Source organism: Pseudomonas sp. NPDC007930, assembly GCF_042958985.1.
GTDB lineage: Bacteria > Pseudomonadota > Gammaproteobacteria > Pseudomonadales > Pseudomonadaceae > Aquipseudomonas.
The window spans coordinates 132112-150296 of the sequence record NZ_JBIBKC010000008.1 but is presented as its reverse complement, the minus strand read 5'-3'; the positions used below and the strand labels follow the sequence as shown (position 1 = coordinate 150296).

The 18185-nt window shown below is 67.0% G+C and carries 18 protein-coding genes; 12 read left to right on the top strand and 6 right to left on the bottom strand.

Annotation, left to right across the window (positions count from 1 at the left end):
• Positions 1-43: 43 nt before the first annotated feature.
• The 8 genes from ACFZCE_RS17905 (at position 44) to ACFZCE_RS17870 (ending at position 8255) form a co-directional block, all read left to right on the top strand.
• Complete coding sequence (locus tag ACFZCE_RS17905; protein ID WP_390941519.1) at positions 44-1447, top strand: amidase family protein; 1404 nt, start codon at positions 44-46, stop codon at positions 1445-1447.
• A gap of 236 nt (positions 1448-1683) precedes the next feature.
• Positions 1684-2442 (top strand): DeoR family transcriptional regulator, encoded by a 759-nt coding sequence (locus ACFZCE_RS17900; protein ID WP_390941387.1) that lies wholly within the window; start codon positions 1684-1686, stop codon positions 2440-2442.
• On the top strand, positions 2420-3721 hold the full coding sequence (locus ACFZCE_RS17895) for an allantoate amidohydrolase (protein WP_390941385.1): 1302 nt from the start codon (positions 2420-2422) through the stop codon (positions 3719-3721). The genes ACFZCE_RS17900 and ACFZCE_RS17895 overlap by 23 nt, the downstream gene beginning before the upstream one ends.
• Positions 3711-4646, top strand: coding sequence for a phosphotransferase (locus ACFZCE_RS17890; RefSeq protein WP_390941383.1), 936 nt, complete (start codon positions 3711-3713; stop codon positions 4644-4646). Before ACFZCE_RS17895 ends, ACFZCE_RS17890 begins: the two co-directional genes overlap by 11 nt.
• Before the next feature lie 3 nt (positions 4647-4649).
• Entirely contained in the window at positions 4650-5585 is a 936-nt protein-coding gene (locus ACFZCE_RS17885) for a phosphotransferase (protein WP_390941381.1), read from the top strand.
• A gap of 178 nt (positions 5586-5763) precedes the next feature.
• Entirely contained in the window at positions 5764-6009 is a 246-nt protein-coding gene (locus ACFZCE_RS17880) for a hypothetical protein (protein WP_390941379.1), read from the top strand.
• A complete protein-coding gene (locus ACFZCE_RS17875) occupies positions 6006-7544 on the top strand; it encodes a sodium:solute symporter (protein WP_390941377.1) in 1539 nt (512 codons plus the stop codon). The genes ACFZCE_RS17880 and ACFZCE_RS17875 overlap by 4 nt, the downstream gene beginning before the upstream one ends.
• 60 nt (positions 7545-7604) lie before the next feature.
• Entirely contained in the window at positions 7605-8255 is a 651-nt protein-coding gene (locus ACFZCE_RS17870) for an HAD-IB family hydrolase (RefSeq protein ID WP_390941375.1), read from the top strand.
• A 231-nt stretch (positions 8256-8486) separates the two neighbouring features.
• Here the strand turns inward: ACFZCE_RS17870 and ACFZCE_RS17865 are convergent, their stop codons facing one another.
• Positions 8487-10340: an ATP-binding cassette domain-containing protein gene (locus ACFZCE_RS17865; protein ID WP_390941373.1), complete on the bottom strand. Its 1854-nt coding sequence runs from the start codon at positions 10338-10340 to the stop codon at positions 8487-8489.
• A gap of 113 nt (positions 10341-10453) precedes the next feature.
• Between ACFZCE_RS17865 and ACFZCE_RS17860 the strand changes: the two genes are divergently transcribed.
• Positions 10454-10693: a hypothetical protein gene (locus ACFZCE_RS17860; RefSeq protein ID WP_390941371.1), complete on the top strand. Its 240-nt coding sequence runs from the start codon at positions 10454-10456 to the stop codon at positions 10691-10693.
• Between the two features lie 38 nt (positions 10694-10731).
• On the opposite strand, the gene ACFZCE_RS17855 is transcribed toward ACFZCE_RS17860, so the two are convergent.
• A complete protein-coding gene (locus ACFZCE_RS17855) occupies positions 10732-11598 on the bottom strand; it encodes a LysR substrate-binding domain-containing protein (protein WP_390941369.1) in 867 nt (288 codons plus the stop codon).
• A gap of 101 nt (positions 11599-11699) precedes the next feature.
• On the opposite strand from ACFZCE_RS17855, the gene ACFZCE_RS17850 reads away from it, so the two are divergent.
• From ACFZCE_RS17850 to catA, 3 genes are read left to right on the top strand one after another with little or no spacing between them, the layout of a single operon-like run.
• Positions 11700-12821 (top strand): muconate/chloromuconate family cycloisomerase, encoded by a 1122-nt coding sequence (locus tag ACFZCE_RS17850; protein ID WP_390941368.1) that lies wholly within the window; start codon positions 11700-11702, stop codon positions 12819-12821.
• A 27-nt stretch (positions 12822-12848) separates the two neighbouring features.
• Complete coding sequence (catC, locus tag ACFZCE_RS17845) at positions 12849-13139, top strand: muconolactone Delta-isomerase (RefSeq protein WP_390941366.1); 291 nt, start codon at positions 12849-12851, stop codon at positions 13137-13139.
• Between the two features lie 39 nt (positions 13140-13178).
• Positions 13179-14108, top strand: coding sequence for a catechol 1,2-dioxygenase (gene catA, locus ACFZCE_RS17840; protein ID WP_390941364.1), 930 nt, complete (start codon positions 13179-13181; stop codon positions 14106-14108).
• A gap of 138 nt (positions 14109-14246) precedes the next feature.
• On the opposite strand, the gene ACFZCE_RS17835 is transcribed toward catA, so the two are convergent.
• The 4 genes from ACFZCE_RS17835 to ACFZCE_RS17820 are packed head-to-tail and all read right to left on the bottom strand — an operon-like array spanning position 14247 to position 18142.
• The gene (locus ACFZCE_RS17835; RefSeq protein WP_390941362.1) at positions 14247-14996 is read right to left on the bottom strand and encodes a class II aldolase/adducin family protein; all 750 of its coding nucleotides are present in this window, start codon (positions 14994-14996) and stop codon (positions 14247-14249) included.
• Between the two features lie 14 nt (positions 14997-15010).
• On the bottom strand, positions 15011-15805 hold the full coding sequence (locus ACFZCE_RS17830; RefSeq protein WP_390941517.1) for an ABC transporter permease subunit: 795 nt from the start codon (positions 15803-15805) through the stop codon (positions 15011-15013).
• A gap of 20 nt (positions 15806-15825) precedes the next feature.
• Positions 15826-17079 (bottom strand): ABC transporter permease subunit, encoded by a 1254-nt coding sequence (locus tag ACFZCE_RS17825; RefSeq protein ID WP_390941360.1) that lies wholly within the window; start codon positions 17077-17079, stop codon positions 15826-15828.
• A 31-nt stretch (positions 17080-17110) separates the two neighbouring features.
• On the bottom strand, positions 17111-18142 hold the full coding sequence (locus tag ACFZCE_RS17820; RefSeq protein ID WP_390941359.1) for an extracellular solute-binding protein: 1032 nt from the start codon (positions 18140-18142) through the stop codon (positions 17111-17113).
• Positions 18143-18185 lie beyond the last annotated feature (43 nt).

The window sequence follows — 18185 nt, the reverse complement described above, 5'->3', positions numbered from 1 at the left end:
CCGGATGCTCCGCCCCATGAGCCAGTCGCCTTCTACCACCACGATGCCTGATGTACTGCAAGCCGCGGCGCGAATCCGCGACGGGCAGTTGTCGCCAGTGGCGCTGGTGCAGGCGTGTGTGGATTCCATAAAGGCCAATAATTCCACATTGAACGCTTTTGGCGATGTGTATGCCGAAGCCGCGTTGGCCGAGGCACACGTACTGGCTGCCGAAGCCGCCCGCGGCCACTTCCGCGGCCCGCTGCACGGCGTGCCGTTCGGCGTCAAAGACCTTTTCTACACCGCCGGCCTGCGCACCACCCGTGGCTCGCTGACGGCCATGGACAACGTGCCCGCGCAAGACGCGCCGATCATCCGCCGGCTCAAGGCCGCGGGCGGTATCGTGCTGGGCAAAACCGCCACCACCGAGTTCGGCTGGACCGGCGCCAGCCACTCACGGGTGTTCGGTGACGGCCGCACGCCATGGAACCCTGCCTTGAGCAGCGGCGGCTCCAGCTCCGGCTCGGCGATCGCCACCGCGGCGCGGATGGTCCCGGCGGCACTGGGCTCTGACGGCGGTGGTTCAGTGCGTATCCCCAGCGCGTTCTGCGGCACCTTCGCGCTCAAGGGTTCGCTGGGGCGGATTCCCACCTGGCCGTGGTCGGCCACTGAAATGCTCAGCCATGCCGGCCCGATCACCCGCACCGTGCGCGACAGCGCGTTGTTGTTCGACGTGCTGAGCGGGCCAGACGCCCTGGACCATCAAGCCTTGCCCGCGCCGGAGGAGGCGTACCTCGCCCGCTGCGAGCAGCCACTGCCGAGGTTGCGCGTGGCCTACTGCGAAACCCTGTTCGGCACCCCGGTGGCGCCGCCAGTGGCCGCCGCGGTGGCCAGCGCGGTCGATACGCTGGCCCGGCAATTGCCCTTGGAGGTCGAGCGCGTGGTCCTGCCCTGGCAAGACCCGTTCGAGACCTTCGAAACCCTTTGGGTGGCCGGCCGTGGCATTGCCTATGGCAAAGCCTTGCAGGGCCGTGAAAGCGAGCTCGACCCCGGCTTTGCCGCGTTGATCGGCAAAGCCCAGCGCTACGACCTGCAGGCCTACCTGGCGGCCACGGCGCAACGCGCGGCCTTTGCCAACCAGGTGCATGGGCTGTTCGAGCACTATGACCTGCTGCTGTTGCCGACGTTGCCGATCCTGCCGTTCCCGGCCCACCTCAGCGGCCCCGAGGCGCTGCAGGGCGACGACGCCAGCGCGGTGCCATGGGCCCGCTGGACGCCCTTTACCTACCCGTTCAACCTGTCCGGCAACCCGGCCGCTAGCCTGCCGTGTGGCTGGAGCGACAGCGGCCTGCCCATCGGCCTGCAGGTGGTCGGGCCGCGGCATGCCGATGGCGCTGTGCTGCAGTTCTGCGCGGCGGTCGAGGATCACCTGCCGTGGGCGCATAAGCTGCCACCGCTGTTGCGCTAGGCCTGTTTCGTGGAGCCTGCCCGCCAGAGGCAGGCCCGCTGTTTCATCTTTTTTTGCACGCTGCCTTCACCGTACACCGACGTGAAGGGACCTTATCCATGGCGCGACCCCGCCCCCTTGTGCTCCGCGCAGCGCTGCCCGCCCCGGCAGGTAGGCGCCAAGCCGCGTGCCCGCGTGGTATGGCGCCGCCGGCCCGGTACACTGGGCGTTTTTCCTTGCCGCGGAACTCCCACGCCATGCTCAACCAGCCTCGCCTCGACGAAATCATGCGTTTGCTCACCCTGCAGCAGCGGGTCAAGGCCACCGACCTTGCCCAGGGCATGCAGGTGTCGGAAGAAACCATCCGCCGTGACCTCAAGCACCTGGAAGAAACCGGCAAGCTGCGGCGCATTCACGGCGGCGCGATCCTGCCCAAGCCCAACGAAGAGCAGCCGCTGCAAGTGCGCAGCCGCGTGCAGACCAAAGCCAAGACCCGCCTGGCCGCCCGCGCCGCCGAGCTGGTGCGCGAGGGCATGGCGCTGTTTCTCGATACCGGCACCAGCACCCTGGCCCTGGCCCAGCAGCTCACCCGCTTCAGTGAACTGCGGGTGGTGACCAACTCCCTCGATATCGGCCTGCTGCTGACCCAGCACAGCGACAACCAGGTGTTGATGACCCCGGGCGACATCCGCCGCAACGACAACGCCCTGGTCGGCCCGCATACCCTGGCGTTCGCCAAGCAGTTTCACTACGACATCGCCTTCATGGGGATCGGCGCCGTGGACCTTGAGCTAGGCCTGATGGACTACGAAGAATCCGAGGCGCACCTGCGCCGCACGCTGACCGCGCACACCCGGCGCAGCGTGATCCTCGCCGACGATGCCAAGTTCGGCCACCGCACCTTCATCAACACCCTGCCGTTCTCGGCGGTAGACACGCTGGTCACCAACCGGCCGCCGTCCGCTGAGTTCATCCGCTGTCTGGAGACCGCGCATGTCGAGCTTGTATTCCCCTGATACCCCACACGCCAACGCCGCCGAGCTGGCCGCGTTCGATGCGCTGTTCGCCGCCAGCTCGGCGATCGGCGCCACCGCCAACGGGGGCCTGCATCGGCTGGCGGCATCCGCCGAAGACGGCGCGATGCGTGACCTGTTCAGCCGCTGGCTGAGCGAACACGGCTTCGAGGTCCAGGTCGATGCCGTGGGCAACCTGTTCGGGCTGGTCACCTTGGCCCCGGGCAAACCCTACCTGCTGTGCGGCTCGCACCTCGACACCCAGCCCAACGCCGGGCGTTTCGACGGCATCTATGGCGTACTCGCCGGTGCCGTGGCAGTCGCCAGCGTGGCCCGGCAACTGCGCGAGCGCGGCCTGACCCCGGCCTTCAACCTGGCGGTGGTGAACTGGACCAACGAAGAAGGCGCGCGCTTTCAGCCCAGCCTGATCGGCAGCAGCGTGTTCATGGGCAGCTTGCCCCTGGAGCAGGCCCTGGCCTGCCGTGACGGCGCCGGGGTCAGCCTGGGCGAAGCCTTGGCCGCCATCGGCTACCGCGGCGAGGCGCGCGCGCCATTGCCGTTGGCCGGCTATGCGGAGCTTCACGTCGAGCAGGGCGCTACGCTGGAGCAGCAAGCGCTGGCGATTGGCGTGGTGCGCAGCACCTGGGCCGCCTTGAAATGGCGGGTGCGCTTTGACGGCGAACAGAACCACACCGGCCCCGCGCCGATGGCGGTGCGCCGCGATGCCTTGCTGGCCGCGGCCCATGCGATCGTTGCGGTCAGGGCCGAGGCCGCGCGGCATGGCCTGAAGCTGCACAGCTCGGTCGGGCGGCTGGAGGTCGAACCCAATTCGCCGAACGTGGTGCCGGCGCTGGCACGGATGCTGGTGGAATACCGCTCGCCCTCCACCGCGTTGCTGGCCGAGGCCGGTGAGCGCTTGCGCGCGACCCTGGCCGAGATTGCCACGGCAACCCAGACCACCTTCGAGATCGAAAGCGAGCAGTTGCGCGAGCCCAGCGAGCTGCACCACGGCCTCAGCGAACTGGCCTTGGCCACTTGCGCCGAGCTGGGCCTGGCGGCCAGCAACAGCGTGACGGTGGCCGGCCATGACGCGATCAGCCTCAACCGGCGTTACCCCACCACCTTGTTGTTCGTGCCCAGCCGTAATGGGCTGTCGCACAACGAGGCGGAGTTCACCGCCAGCGCCGACCTGCACCGCGGCCTGCACCTGCTCACGGCGCTGCTGTTCCGCGCCGCGACGGCGCCGGGCCAATACCTGCCAGGTGCCGACCATGCTCACTGAGTTGCAACGGCTGCAGGCCGCGCTGGCGGCCGCCGGTCTTGAGGCCGAGAGCATCAGCCCGGGTACCGCCGGGGTCGCTTCACCCACCCGCCTGGCCTGCGAATGGGCTGGGTTCCAGGTGCGCGCGGAGGGCGGCGATTTCTACGCCAAGGTGCTGTTCGATGACATGCGCCCACTGGTGGATTTCAACCACAGCGCCGAGGCCACCCGTTGCGCCGGTGAAGCCGGCGCATCGCCTAGGCTGGCCTTGGCCGACCCGGCCCACGGCGTGCTGTTGCTCGAGGCGCTGCCCGCCAGCGAATGGCGCTGGGCCAAGCTCGATGCCCTGCAACCTGAGGCGCGCCTGCATAGCCTGCTGGCGCTCAAGCGCAGCGTGCACAACGGCCCGGCGCCGGCCTTCGCGCACAACCCCATGGCCGGCATCGAAGCCCTGCGCGGGCTGTGCCGCGACGCCGCGGTGTTGCGGCCCGAAGGCGCCGCCTGGCTCGATGAATGCGCCGACCTCGCCTGGGCGGCCCTGCACGGCAGCCAGGGTGCGCCGCGGCCGCTGCACGGTGATGGCCTGGCCGCCAATGTGATGGTCAACCGCGACGGCGCCATGCGCCTGCTCGACTTCGACCGCGCGGGCTGCGGCGACCCCTGGTATGACCTGGCGGTGACCCTCAACGAACTGTACCCCTTCGAGCCGCAATGGCGCGCCGCGATCGCCCACTGGAGCACCGCGCCGCACCCGGCGGACTACGCCCGCTGCCGCCTGTACGCGCTGCTCGATGACTGGTACTGGACGCTCTGGGGGCTCTGGGCGGGGGTGGCCAGCCGGCGGCCGCTGGAGTTTTCCAAGGTCGGGCAGTGGACGTTGCTGCGCTGCCACTTGGCCGTGCAAGACCCTCGTTTCGAAAACTGGCTGCGCCAGGTAGGAGGTTGACCCATGAAACGCCTGGGTGAAGCGAACAGCGCCGCTGAGCGGCAATTGGAACAAGCGATCCTGGCCCATGCCGACTGGGCCGGCCGTGGCATCGGCTATGCGCCGGTCAGCGGCGGTATTTCCAACACCAACTGGCGGGTAGAGGTCGAGGGCGCCGCCACTGCGTACTTCGTCAAGGTGCCGGGGCAGGGCACTGAGATGTTCATCGACCGCCACACCGCCCACGATGCCAGCCTGAAGGCCGCGGCTACTGGCTACGGCGCGCCGGTGGTGGCGTTCCTGCAGGCGCAGGGGGTGGAGGTGTTCGAATTCATGGAAGGCTGGCGCGCCTCGACCAACCGCGACTTTCTTGACCGCGACGTACGGCACAAGGCGTTGCACGGGTTGAAAGCGTTCAACCAGCAACCGCTGTTGGTGCAGACCAAAACCGTGTTCGACATGATCGACGAGCACCAGCGCCAGGTACGTGAACTGGCTGGGCAATGGCCCGCCGACCATAGCTGGCTGGACCGCCAATACCGCCGCGCGCGGCAGGCGCTGGAAGCCTCTGGCGTAGACCTGGCGCCGTGCATGAACGACACCCTGGCCGGCAACTTCATGCTCAATGCCGCCGGTGATGTGCGCCTGGTCGACTTCGAATACGCCTCGAACAACGACCGCCACTATGAGCTGGCGCTGTGGTTCGGCGAGATGTTCTTCACCGCGGACATGGAACTGGCCTTGCTCGAGGATTACTTCGGCCGGGTGACCCCCCAGGTGCTGGCGCGGGTGTACGTGAACAAGGCCCTGGCCGACCTGAAATGGTCGACCTGGGCGATGGTGCAGCACGCGGTCTCGCAGATCGACTTCGACTTCTACAAATACGGCGCGCTGAAACACATGCGCGCCCGCAGTGTGATTCACGACTCCCGTTGGGAGGCCTGGCTGCGCCAGGTCTGATGGACCCAAGGCCCCACAGAGGGCCGACCTCGGTGCCGGCTTCGGCACCCGCTTGGATGACTGCCTCGAGCTTTTTTTCGATCAACCGGCTGTATGCCCAGGAGCCAGCCCTCGTGAACAGTCTCTCTCGCACCCGTTGCTACGGGTATGTGCCCTCGTTGGCCAAGGAGGTGCGGCCATGACCGCCACCTCGCGTGCGTCGCTCAAGGTCATCGTCTTCGGCCTGTATTTTTTTGGCTTGTTGATGATGGCGATCTTCCCGCCGTTCTACCTCAGCGTCAGTGGCAGTAGCCGCCTGGTGCTGGGCATCCCGTTGCCGATGTTCTACTGGATTCTCATCGCCGTGCTGTTGGGCCTCGGGGTGTGCGCGCTGTATCTCTTTGAAACCGCCAACGGGGACATTCCCGAGGAGGCCCAACCATGATTCCGTCCGGCAGCGCGTTTGACATGTGGCTGTGCTTTGGCGTGATCGGCCTGTTCCTGGCCGGGATGATCGCCGTGCTGTACGTCACCAACAAACAAAGCCATGACTTCTCCGACTACGCGGTCGGCGGCCGTTCCTACGGCGCCTGGTTCATCGCCATGTGCTACACCAACTCGTGGTGGCCGGGGGCGACCTTCACTGCGTTTTTCTCGCTCAGCGTCGGCGGGGCGCTGGGCTTCTACGGCATGGTCTACTCCACCCTCGGGGTGACCGCCATGTACCTGATGGCCAACCGCGCCTGGACCTGGGGCAAGCGCTTCAACCTCACCACCCAGCCAGACCTCCTCGGCATGCGCTTCAACAGCCCGGCGGTGAAGCGCCTGGCGTCGATCATCGGCATCATCTCGGTGTTCCCGTGGGTGGTGATGGGCATCCAGGCCCTGGCCATGTTGTTCCAGTTCGCCAGCTTTGGCGGCTGGGGCGTGACCGCCTGCCTCACCGCCGGCGTGCTGGTGGTGCTGGTGCGCCAGTACTGGACGGTGAGCATGGGCATGCGCGGGTTGATCATGACCGACATGTACCAGGGCCTGATCGCCTACGTGCTGGCCGCCGCGTTGTGCATCTTCCTGCTGGGCGGCAGCGAGGGCGCCGCGTTCGCCCACCTGGCTGAACTGCCGGCGAAGATGCTGGTGATCCCCGGCGACAGCGGTACCGGCTATGGCGCCTGGTACATGTTCAGCCTGATCTTCACCGGGGTGATCGGCTCGATGTGCTGGCCGATGAGCTTCCAGCGCATCTACACCGCCAGCGGCGTGCGCGCGGTGAAGAAGGGCACGGTGTACACCATCCTGCTGGTGGGCGGTTTCTACGGCATCCTGATGCTGTTCGCCGCGGCCGTCAGCCAAGACCCGAACGTCGCGGCGCACCCGCAGCAAGGCTGGTTCCTCGCGCTGTTCGACATCGGCGGCCCGCTGCTGCTGGCGCTGGCCATCGCCATCGTGCTGGCGGCCAGCATCGGCCATGTCGATGGCTGCGTGCAGGTCTGCGGTGTGCAGTTCGCCAATGACCTCGCGACCTGGACGCGGCCGCGCAGCGACCGCCAACTCACCGTGCTGGCCAAGGGCGGGATGATCGTGTTCATCGTGGCCGCGGCCATCGTCGCCTACCTCACCTTCAACTACTCGCGGCTGCAGTTGCTGGCGCAAATCTCCTACCAGGGGATCATCCAGTTGGCGGTGCCGCTGTTCTTCGGCTTGTTCACCCGCTGGGGCAACAAGCAGGGGGCGATCCTCGGGATGCTTACCGGCATCGTCATCGCCATTGTGCTGACCACCGTTTACCCAGACGACATCCCGGCACTTGGCTCGCTCACCAGCGGCATCGTCGGGGTGATCTTCAACGCCTTGGTGTTTGCCGCCTGCGCGCTGGCGATCAAGCCCAGCGAGGCAGAAAACCGCCGGGTCGCCGAGCTGTTCGCGATGGCCAGCCGCGAGCGCCTGGCCGCCCCAGGGGCGCCGGCGCCGGCGCTCAACTAAGCAAGCCTGTAGCGGCTGCCCGCGCTCGGGCAGCCTTTTTTCTATCATGGGAGCCTGGTAATGGCCTTGGCCTTGTTCGACCTCGACGAAACCCTTATCCACGGCGATTGCGCCAGCCTCTGGAGTGCCTACATGGCACGCATCGGCTGGGTGGACGGGGGTGATTTTTTACAGCGCGACCAGCAATTGATGGCCCTTTACAGTGAAGGCAAGCTGGCCATGGAAGACTACATGGCCTTCAGCCTGGCGCCGCTGGCCGGGCGTACCGTGGAAGAGGTGGCCGCCCAGGTGGAGCTGTACATCGGCGCGGTGATCGAGCCGCTGTTCTACGCCGAGGCACGCCGCACCGTGCAGGCCCACCGCGAGCAGGGCGAGCGCTTGCTGGTGATTTCCGCCTCGGCGGCGTTCCTGGTCAAGCCCATCGCCGCGCGCCTGGGCATCGAGGCCGCGCTGGCGATCGACCTGGAGGTCGAGGGCGGGCGCTACACCGGCCGCACCGTCGGCGTGCTCACCTACCGCGAAGGCAAGGTGCTGCGCCTGGCCAACTGGCTGGAAGCCGAAGGCGAAACCCTGGCCGGCGCCAGTTTCTATTCAGATTCACGCAATGACCTGCCGCTGCTCAAGGCCGTGCCCCGGCCCGTGGCGGTCAACCCCGACGCGGTGCTGCGCGAGCATGCCCGGCAGGCGGGGTGGGCGATTGTGGAGTGGTGAGGGGGGGCATGGGTTTGCCGGCCCTTCGCCCGGCACAGCCGGCCTCCCACCATGTTTTTTAAGTAATTGATTTACATGTAAATATATAACCCGTGGGAGGCCGGCTGTGCCGGGCGAAGGGCCCTGAAGCTCATGCACAAAATCAGCAGAGCTTACAGATTAATCCCTTCCATAAAGCCGTGAAATGGCTTAAGTGAACAACATCCCGGCCGCGCCGAGCGAAGGGGCCCCTCAATCCACCGCCTCCATCACCCCCTGATCCTCACCCAGAAACCCGCCACTCTGGTGCTGCCACAAACGCGCATAAGTACCGTTGCGCGCCAGCAGCTCGGCGTGGCTGCCTTGCTCGATGATCCGCCCCTGGTCCATCACGATCAGCCGGTCCATGGCCGCCACGGTAGACAACCGGTGGGCGATGGCGATCACCGTTTTGCCTTGCATCATCCGGTCGAGGCTTTCCTGGATCGCCAGTTCGGCTTCGGAATCCAGTGCGCTGGTGGCTTCGTCGAGCAGCAGGATCGGGGCGTTCTTCAGCATCACCCGGGCGATGGCGATGCGTTGGCGCTGGCCGCCGGAGAGCTTGATGCCGCGCTCGCCCACCAGCGTGTCGTAGCCGCTGTGGCCCTGGCGGTCGCTCAGTTGCGCGATAAAACCGTCGGCCTGGGCGTTGGCGGCGGCGCTGCGCAGTTGTTCGTCGGTGGCGTCGGGGCGGCCGTAGGCGATGTTGTCGCGGATCGAGCGGTGCAGCAGGGAAGTGTCTTGGGTGACCATGCCGATGGCGCCGCGCAGGCTGTCCTGGGTGACCTCGGCGATGTTCTGGCCGTCGATGCGGATAACGCCGCTGTCAACGTCATAGAAGCGCAGCAGCAGGTTGATCAAGGTCGACTTGCCTGCCCCGGAGCGGCCGACCAGGCCGATTTTTTCACCGGCGCGGATGTTCAGCGTCAGGCCGTCGAGCACCTGGCGCTCGCCGTTGTAGTTGAAGCTCACATTGTCGAAGCTCACCGCGCCCTGGGTGGTCACCAGCTCACCGGCGCCGGGGGCGTCTTGTACCTTGGGCCCGCGGGTGAGGGTGACCAGGCCGTCTTGCACGGTGCCGATGTTCTCGAACAGGCTGGTCATCTGCCACATGATCCAGTGCGACATGCCGTTGATCCGCAGGGCCATGGCGGTGATTGCCGCCACCGCGCCCGCGCCCACCAGGTCGTGGTGCCACAGCCACAGCGAATAGCCGCCGGCGGCGAAGATCAACCCGGCCACCAGCGCCTGGTTGACGATCTCGAACTGGCTGACCAGGCGCATCTGCTTGAAGCCGGTGTGCTTGAAGTCTTCCATCGCCGCGCGGGCGAAGTGGGCCTCGCGCTTGCCGTGGGAAAACAGCTTCACCGTGGTGATGTTGGTGTAGGCATCGGAAATCCGCCCAGTCATCGACGAACGCGCGTGGGCCTGCTCCTGGCCGACCTTGCCCAGGCGCGGCACGAAGTAGGCCATGGCCAGCCCGAACAGCACGATCCAGCCCAGAAACGGCAGCATCAGCTTGAACGCGAAGCCGCCGGCCAGGGCGATGATCGCCACGAAGTACACGCCGATGCCCGGCACGATCTCCACCGCGGTGAACAGCACCTCGCGCACCGCCAGGGCGGTTTGCATCACCTTGGTGGTCACCCGCCCGGAGAACTCATCGGAGAAGAACGACAAGCTTTGCCGCAGCATCAACCGGTGGAAGTCCCAGCGCAGGCGCAGCGGCAGGTTGATCGCGAGGATCTGGTGCTGGACCATCGTCCGCGCCGCCACCAGCACCACGCTGCCCACCAGCACCAGGGCGATGCCCCACAGCACCGTGCGCTCCTCGGCGGCGCCGGCGCTGCCGGCCTTCCACGCCGAGAGCAGGTCGACCACCTGGCCAAGAAAGGCGAACAGCCAGGCCTCGTAGATTGACACGCTGGCGCTGAGCAGCGCAAAGGCCACGATCGGCCCGCGCGCGCCGCGGGTGCAGGCCCAGAGGAAACGCCCCAGCCCGGCTGGGGGCGGGGGCAGTTCGTCGGGCGGGAAGGGGTCTAGCCGGCGTTCGAACCAGCGCAGCATGGGGGCCTCCAAGGCAATGGGTTGAGGTGATTATGCCATTGGGCAGTGAACCGCGCCGATTGACTGCGGGCATTGTCGTATCAATACCCCGCCCCGAGATGGACATTGCACCCATGAGCGACGAAATCAAAACAGTACTCGACATCGCCTGCCCTGGCTGCAAGGCCAGGCCCATGGTGATTCGCGGCGCGGTCCCTGCGGCCCCACCCTCGCTTGAAGGGTTCATCGGCCGCCAGTGTGAAGGTTGCGGCCGCAAGATGACCCTGGCAGACCTACAGGGCGCCTTGCGTGCCGGCATGGACAAACTGATCGCCGAACGCGAAGGCCCGCAGGGCGATGCGGAATTTCCCTGAGGCCCAGGCGCCTCCCGATCACGCCGGGCGAAGGGCCGCTAAGCGTGCCCCAGCCCCGCCAACACCTCGCGCAACAACCCGCTCTGATCGCCGGCGCGGTAACTGACCACGATCGGCGAGGTAGCGCTGGCATCGAGCAGGGCGCTGTAGCCGATGTCATCGCGGTGCAGCCGCTGCACCGAGGCCGGTACCAGGGTCACGCCGATGCCCGCCGCCACCAGCCCCATCGCCGTTTGCAGCTCGTTGGCCAGTTGCGCCACATGGATGCTCAGGCCCTGCGCGGCAAACAGCTTGAGCACGTGGTCGGCGTAGCTGGGCCGGGGCGTGCCGGGGTAAAGCACGAACGGCTCAACCGCCAGTTGCGCGAGGCTGACCGGGCCGGCCAGCAGCGGGTGGCCGCTGGGCAGCGCGGCGACCAGCGGGTCTTCGCGCAGCACGAATTGGTGGATGGCCGGGTCGTCGAACAGGATGCGCCCAAAGCCGATGTCGATGCGCCCGCTTTTCAAGGCGTCGAGCTGCTGCAGGGTGATCAGCTCGAGCAGGCCGATTTCTACATCGCCGGGGCTGCGCAGGCGGCGGATCAAATCCGGCAGGGCGCCGTACATCGTCGACGGCGCGAAGCCGATGCCTAGCCAGCGCTTGCTGCCTTGCCCCATGCGCCGGGTATCGGTGCACAACCGGTCGAGCTGTTCGAGCAGCTGCGAGGCGTGCTCGTTGAAAAAACGCCCGGCCTCGGTGAGCTTCAGCGGCCGGCCGCGTTCCAGCAGCGCTACCCCCAGCTCGGCCTCCAGTTGCTGGATTTGCCGGCTCAGCGGCGGCTGGGCGATGTGCAGCAGCTCCGCGGCGCGGGTGAAGTTCAGGGTGCGCGCCAGTACCCGGAAGTAACGCAGGTGCCGCAGTTCCACAATACCTCCAGGGTATGGTTCCAGACTTAATCCATATTGGACTGCGCCGCGCCGGGCGGTCAATCTTCGCTCATACAACAGCACAACACGGGAAACCGCCCATGGCCCGCGCCACCCTCGAACGGCTGGAGACGTTGATCGTCGACCTGCCGACCATTCGCCCGCACAAGCTCGCCATGCACACGATGCACGGGCAAACGCTGGTGATCCTCAAGCTGCACTGCAGCGACGGTATCGTCGGCCTGGGCGAGGCCACCACCATCGGTGGCCTGAGCTACGCCGGGGAAAGCCCGGAAAGCATCAAGACCAACCTCGACACCTGGTTCGCGCCGCTGCTGCTGGGCCAGGACGCCAGCAACCTCAACGCGCTGATGCAGCGCATCGACCGCTCGGTGCGCGGCAATACCTTTGCCCGCAGCGCGGTGGAAACCGCCTTGCTCGACGCCCAGGGCAAGCGCCTCGGCCTGCCGCTGGCCGAACTGCTCGGCGGCCGCGTGCGCGACGGCGTGGAATGTGCCTGGACGCTGGCCAGCGGCGACACCGGCCGCGACATCGAAGAGGCCGAGCGCATGCTCGACCTGCGCCGCCACCGCCACTTCAAGTTGAAGATCGGCAGCCGCGCGCCGGCGCTGGACATCGCCCACGTGGCGGCGATCAAGCAGGCCCTGGGCGCGCGCGCCAGTGTGCGGGTCGACGTCAACCAGGCCTGGAGCGAAGCGGTGGCGATCAGCGCCTGCCGGCAACTGGCCGACGCCGGGGTAGAGCTGATCGAACAACCGCTGCCGCGGCATGACCGCCACGGCATGGCCCGGTTGAATGCGCACAGCCCGATCCCGCTGATGGCCGACGAGGCCATCGAGTCGGTGGCCGATGCCTTTGCCCTGGCGCAACTGGGCGCGGCGCCGATCTTCGCGCTGAAGATCGCCAAGACCGGCGGGCCCAAGGCGGTGTTGCGCGCGGCGGCGATCGCCGAAGCGGCGGGCATCGGCCTGTACGGAGGGACCATGCTCGAAGGCAGCATCGGCACCCTGGCCAGCGCCCATGCCTTCGCCACCCTCGACCGCCTGGAATGGCACACCGAGCTGTTCGGCCCGCTGTTGCTGACCGAAGACATCCTCGTTGAGCCGCCGCAGTACCGCGACTTCCAGCTGATGGTGCCGACCGCGCCCGGGCTGGGCATCGAACTCGACGAACAACGCCTGGCGCGCTTCGCCCGGCGCTGACCCTTAACCCGACCCGAGGGCACCTTTATGCTGTTCCACGTGCGCATGACCGTAAAACTGCCGCCGAGCATGCCCGCCGAACAGGCGGCGCGGCTCAAGGCCGATGAAAAGGAACTGGCGCAGAGCCTGCAACGCGACGGCACCTGGCGCCACCTCTGGCGCATCGCCGGGCTGTACGCCAACGTCAGCGTGTTCGACGTGGCCGATGCCCAGGCCCTGCACGACACCCTGATGCGCTTGCCGCTGTACCCGTACATGGAGATCGAAGTGGCCGCGCTGTGCCGCCACCCGTCTTCGATCCACGCCGACGACCGCTAAGTTTTTCCCGCACACAAGAACAAGATGAGGAACACCGCCATGACCGTACGCATTGCCCACACCGCCGCTGTGCAGAAGTTCTTCGAAACCGCCAGCGGCTTCGAACAGCCCGGCGGCAACCCGCGCATGAAGGCCATCGTGCACCGGGTGCTGACCGACACCATCAAGGTCATCGAAGACCTCGACATCAGCACCGAGGAGTTCTGGGCCGCGGTGCACTACCTGAACCAACTGGGCGCGCGCCAGGAAGCCGGGCTGGTGGTGGCCGGCCTGGGCCTGGAGCATTACCTCGACCTGCGCCTGGACGCCGAAGACGCCGCCCACGGCCAGCTCGGCGGCACCCCGCGGACCATCGAAGGCCCGCTGTACGTGGCCGGCGCGCCGCTGTGCGAGGGCCAGGCGCGGCTCGACGACGGCCGCGACCCGGGCACGCCGTTGTTCATGCAGGGGGTGGTGCGTGACGTGGCCGGCCAGCCGTTGGCCGGCGCGGTGGTGGATGTGTGGCACGCCAACACCGGTGGCACCTATTCGTACTTCGACCCCAGCCAGTCGGAATTCAACCTGCGCCGGCGCATCGTCACCGACGCCGAAGGCCGTTATCGCTTCCAGAGCATCGTACCGTCGGGCTACGGCTGCCCACCGGACGGGCCGACCCAGCAGTTGCTCGACCAGCTCGGCCGCCACGGCCAACGCCCGGCGCACGTGCACTTTTTCATCTCGGCGGCGGACCACCGCCACCTGACCACGCAGATCAACCTGGCCGGCGACCAGTACCTGCACGATGACTTCGCCTACGCCACCCGCGACGAGCTGATCGCCGAGATCCGCTTCAGCGAAGACGCTGCCCAAGCCAAGGCGCACGGCGTAGCGGGGCGCTTTGCCGAGATCGACTTTGACTTCGTGCTGCAGCCCACGGTGGAGCCGAAGGCGCAAGGCCGGCGTGAGCGGGTGCGGGCGTTGGAGGCCTGATTCGAGGGCCCTTCGCCCGGCACAGCCGGAGTGCCGGACCACGGCCTCCCACCAGATTTGTGTAAGTACTTGATTTACGTGGTAACACAGAACCCGTGGGAGGCCGGCTGTGCCGGGCGAAGGGCCGCCACGCCTGGCTCAGGAACAATAATCCCCACGCTGCCCCTCGATCAGCCGCAGCGCCGCGTTCCACGCCAGTTGCATCTCGCGCAGGCCCTTGTCGTCGTCGGTGAATTGGCTGGCGGTGAGCCGGCACACCGCCTCCGAGGGGTAGATCAGTTTGCTGCCGCCCGCCAGGGCCTGCACCTGCGCCTGGCAGGCGCGCTCGAGAAAGTGAATCTCATGGAACGCCTCGGCAACGTTGCGCCCGCCGGCCAGCAGGCCGTGGTTGCAGAGGATCATCGCCCGGTGCGGGCCGAGGTCGGCGACCAGCCGCTCGCGCTCGCTCAGGTCCAGCGCCACCCCTTCGTAGCGGTGATAGGCCAGCTTGCCGTAGAACTTCAACGCGTGCTGGCTGATCGGCAACAGCCCGTGCTCCTGCGCGGCCACCGCCATGCCGGCGGCGGTGTGGGTGTGGATCACGCAGTTGAGGTCGTGCCGGGCCATGTGCAGCGCCGAGTGGATGGTGAACCCAGCGGCGTTGACCTCGTGCACCTCGCCGCGCGGGTCGACCACCTCGCCGTGGTGGTCGATCAGCACCAGGTCGCTGGCCTTCATGTGGTCGAACAGCACGCCGTAGCGGTTGATCAAAAAGCGCGGCACCGGGCCGGGCACGCGCAGGCTGATGTGGGTGTCGATCAGGTCGGTCATGCGAAAGTGCGCGACCAGCCGGTACAACGCCGCCAGTTCACAGCGCAGGGCCCACTCTTCAGGGGTAAAGGGTTGCATCGTTCACCTCGTGTTCAGTAGCCGCCGCGAATGCGCTCGGCGCGCCGGCGCAGCGCTTCCATGGTCAGCAGCAGCAACAGCGCGCTCAGGACCATCATCGTCGCGGCCGCGGCGATGGTGGGGTTCAGGTTTTCCTTGATGCCGGCGAACATCTGCATGGGCAGCGTACGCTGCGCGGGGCTGGCGAGGAACAGCGTGACCACCACTTCGTCGAACGAGGTGGCGAACGCCAGCAGCGCGCCGCTGAGCACCCCCGGGGCGATCAACGGCAGGGTGACCCGGCGAAAGCCGTACCAGGGCGAGGCGCCCAGGCTGGCGGCGGCGCGGCTGAGGTTGCGGTTGTAGCCCTCCAGGGTGGCATTCACCGTGACCACCACGAACGGCGCGCCCAGCACCGCGTGGGCCAGCACCAGCCCGGCGTAGGTGTTCAGCAAGCCCCATTTGGCGAAGAAAAAGTACAGCCCCACGGCGACGATCACCACCGGCGCGACCATCGGTGAAATCAACACCGCCATCACCAGCGCCTTGCCGCGAAACGCCCCCCGCGACAAGCCCACCGCCGCCAGGGTGCCCAGCGCGGTGGCGAGCAGGGTGGCGGCCGGGGCGATCTTCAAGCTGTTGCCCAGCGCTTGCATCCAGTCGCCCGAGGCAAAGAACTCGCGGTACCAGCGCAACGACAGGCCGCTGAGCGGGTAGCTGAGAAACGAGCCTTCGTTGAACGACAGCGGGATGATCACCAGCACCGGCACGATCAAAAACAGCAACATCGCCAGGCTGTAGCCGCTCAGCAGCGGGCGCAGCAGGCGCATCTCTCGGGGGGCGACGTGCCTCATGGGGTGGTCCTCTCGGTGGCCGGGCGCGCCACTTTGGCGTACACCCAGTACAGCAACAGCACGATCACCAGCAACTGGCTGCCCAGCGCGGTGGCCATGCCCCAGTTGATCACGGTGTTGGTGTAGTAGGCCACGAAGTAGCTGATCATCTGGTCGCCCGGACCGCCCAGCAGCGCTGGGGTGATGTAGTACCCGATGGCCATGATGAACACCAGCAGCGCGCCGGCGGTGATGCCGGCATAGGTTTGCGGCAGGTACACCCGGCGAAACGCCGTGAGCGGGTGGGCGCCCAGGGAGATCGCCGCGTGTTCGTAGCGTGGGTCGATGCCCTTCATCACCGCGTACAGCGGCAGGATCAGAAACGGCAGCAGAATGTGCGTCATCGAGATCAGCACCCCGGTGCGGTTGAACACCAGCGCCAGCGGCTTGGCGAGAATGCCCAGGGCAATCAGTGAATCGTTGATCAACCCGCCTGATTGCAACAGCACGATCCAACTGGCGGTGCGCACGATCAACGACGTCCAGAACGGCAGCAGCACCATGATCAGCAACAGGTTGGCGCGCCGCGGCGGTTGCCGCGACAGCCAGTAGGCCAGTGGGTAGCCGAGCAGCACGCAAAGCAGGGTGACGCTGGCGGCGATCGCCAGCGAGCGCGCCAGCACGTCGAGGTACAGCGCCTTGCCTGGCCCCACGTAGTGGATGCCGCCGGCGTCTTGCTTCAAGTCGAACGCCTGCAGCCAGTACAGGCTGGTGTAGGGCGTGCCGAGGCGCTTGAGGGTCGCCCAGGTGGCCACCTCGGCCAGCGCCGGCACGCCGCTGAGCAGGTGCTCGCGCAGCGGCTCGCCGCGTGCCGGCAGGCGGCTGAGCACCGCCGTGGGAATGCTGCGCAAGCTGTTGCTTTCATAGCCCAGGCGGCGGTTCAGGGCGAACAGCTGGCCGTTGCCGCGGGCCTCGCGCAGGTCGTCGGCAAAGGCGCTGAACACCGCCTCGCCGGGCACCTCGGTACCCTCCCACTGGCCCAGCAGGGCCAGGGTTTTCGGCAAGGCGTTGGCCACCTCGGGGTTTTCCACGCTTTTGCCCAGCAGGGCGCCGATCGGGGTGATGAACCCCACCAGCAACAGCAGCAACAATGGCAACACCAGCAGCAACGAGCGGCCGGTGAAGGCCCGGCGGCTGGCGCGCAGCCGGGCCGCCAGGCTGCGTGGGGGTGGGGCGGCCGCGGTGGGCGCCAGGGTCAGGGCATCAGGCATGGCGTGCTCCTTGAGGCGGCGGGGCATGGGCTCAGCGCGCGGCCCAGGCGTTGAAGCGCTGCTCAAGCTCTTCGCCGTGGTCGATCCAGAATTGCGTGTTCACCGGGATCGCGTGCTCGAAGTTGGCCGGCGCCGAGGGCAGGTGCTCACGGGTCTTGGCGTCGATCAGCGGCAGCGCGTCGTTGTTGGTCGGGCTGTAGGGGATCGCTTCGGCGAACACCTTCTGCGCCTCGGCGGTGCTGGCGAAGGCAATAAACTGTTCGCCCAGGGCCTTGTGCGGCGAGCCCTTGACGATGGCCCAACTGTCGAGGTCGTAGAGGCTTTGGTTCCAGACGATGTTGAAGGCATGGCCTTCGTTGACCGCGGTGGTCACCCGGCCGTTGTAGGCGGTGGTCATCACCACGTCACCGGCCACCAGCCATTGCAGCGGCTGGGCGCCGGCTTCCCACCACTGGATGTCGCCCTTGATCTGGTCGAGCTTCTTGAACGCGCGGTCGACGCCTTCCGGGGTGGCCAGCACGGTGTACACGTCTGCCGGCTTCACGCCGTCGGCGAGCAGGGCCACCTCGAGGGTGAACTTAGCGCTTTTGCGCAGCCCGCGCTTGCCGGGGAAGGTTTTGGTGTCCCAGAACGAGCCCCAGCCGGTGGGCGCGGTTTTCAGCTTGCTGCTGTCGTAGGTGAGTACCGTGCTCCACACGTACATGCCCACGCCGCAGTCGGTCACCGCGCTTTTCACGAACTTGCTCTGGTCACCGATCTTGCTCCAGTCGAGCGGCTCGAACAGCCCCTCGGCGCAGCCGCGCACCAGGTCTGGGCTTTCGACCTCGACCACGTCCCAGCTCACCTGGCCGGTTTCGACCATGGCGCGGATCTTCGACATTTCGCCGTTGTATTCACCGGCCTGCACCGTGCCTTTGCCGGTGGCATTGAAGGGCTGGTAGTAGGCTTTGTCTTGCGCCACCTTGGCGGCGCCGCCGAACGAGATCACGGTCAGGGGTTCGGCGGCCTGGGCTTGGCCGAAGAGGGCGGCCAGTACAGTCAGTGCAGCAACGTGCTTGAGCATGGCGTGTTTCCTGTGGGCGATAAGGGCGATAAGGGTGTTCAGG

Bases quoted from the DNA above. Each gene is read 5' to 3' on its own strand.
- ACFZCE_RS17830 (WP_390941517.1), bottom strand. From the start codon at position 15,805: ATGCGCCTGCTGCGCCCGCTGCTGAGCGGCTACAGCCTGGCGATGTTG.
- ACFZCE_RS17850 (WP_390941368.1), top strand. From the start codon at position 11,700: ATGGCCCGCGCCACCCTCGAACGGCTGGAGACGTTGATCGTCGACCTG.
- ACFZCE_RS17895 (WP_390941385.1), top strand. From the start codon at position 2,420: ATGTCGAGCTTGTATTCCCCTGATACCCCACACGCCAACGCCGCCGAG.
- catA (WP_390941364.1), top strand. From the start codon at position 13,179: ATGACCGTACGCATTGCCCACACCGCCGCTGTGCAGAAGTTCTTCGAA.
- catC (WP_390941366.1), top strand. From the start codon at position 12,849: ATGCTGTTCCACGTGCGCATGACCGTAAAACTGCCGCCGAGCATGCCC.
- ACFZCE_RS17880 (WP_390941379.1), top strand. From the start codon at position 5,764: ATGACCGCCACCTCGCGTGCGTCGCTCAAGGTCATCGTCTTCGGCCTG.
- ACFZCE_RS17905 (WP_390941519.1), top strand. From the start codon at position 44: ATGCCTGATGTACTGCAAGCCGCGGCGCGAATCCGCGACGGGCAGTTG.
- ACFZCE_RS17890 (WP_390941383.1), top strand. From the start codon at position 3,711: ATGCTCACTGAGTTGCAACGGCTGCAGGCCGCGCTGGCGGCCGCCGGT.
- ACFZCE_RS17885 (WP_390941381.1), top strand. From the start codon at position 4,650: ATGAAACGCCTGGGTGAAGCGAACAGCGCCGCTGAGCGGCAATTGGAA.
- ACFZCE_RS17870 (WP_390941375.1), top strand. From the start codon at position 7,605: ATGGCCTTGGCCTTGTTCGACCTCGACGAAACCCTTATCCACGGCGAT.
- ACFZCE_RS17820 (WP_390941359.1), bottom strand. From the start codon at position 18,142: ATGCTCAAGCACGTTGCTGCACTGACTGTACTGGCCGCCCTCTTCGGC.
- ACFZCE_RS17860 (WP_390941371.1), top strand. From the start codon at position 10,454: ATGAGCGACGAAATCAAAACAGTACTCGACATCGCCTGCCCTGGCTGC.
- ACFZCE_RS17825 (WP_390941360.1), bottom strand. From the start codon at position 17,079: ATGCCTGATGCCCTGACCCTGGCGCCCACCGCGGCCGCCCCACCCCCA.
- ACFZCE_RS17900 (WP_390941387.1), top strand. From the start codon at position 1,684: ATGCTCAACCAGCCTCGCCTCGACGAAATCATGCGTTTGCTCACCCTG.
- ACFZCE_RS17865 (WP_390941373.1), bottom strand. From the start codon at position 10,340: ATGCTGCGCTGGTTCGAACGCCGGCTAGACCCCTTCCCGCCCGACGAA.
- ACFZCE_RS17875 (WP_390941377.1), top strand. From the start codon at position 6,006: ATGATTCCGTCCGGCAGCGCGTTTGACATGTGGCTGTGCTTTGGCGTG.
- ACFZCE_RS17835 (WP_390941362.1), bottom strand. From the start codon at position 14,996: ATGCAACCCTTTACCCCTGAAGAGTGGGCCCTGCGCTGTGAACTGGCG.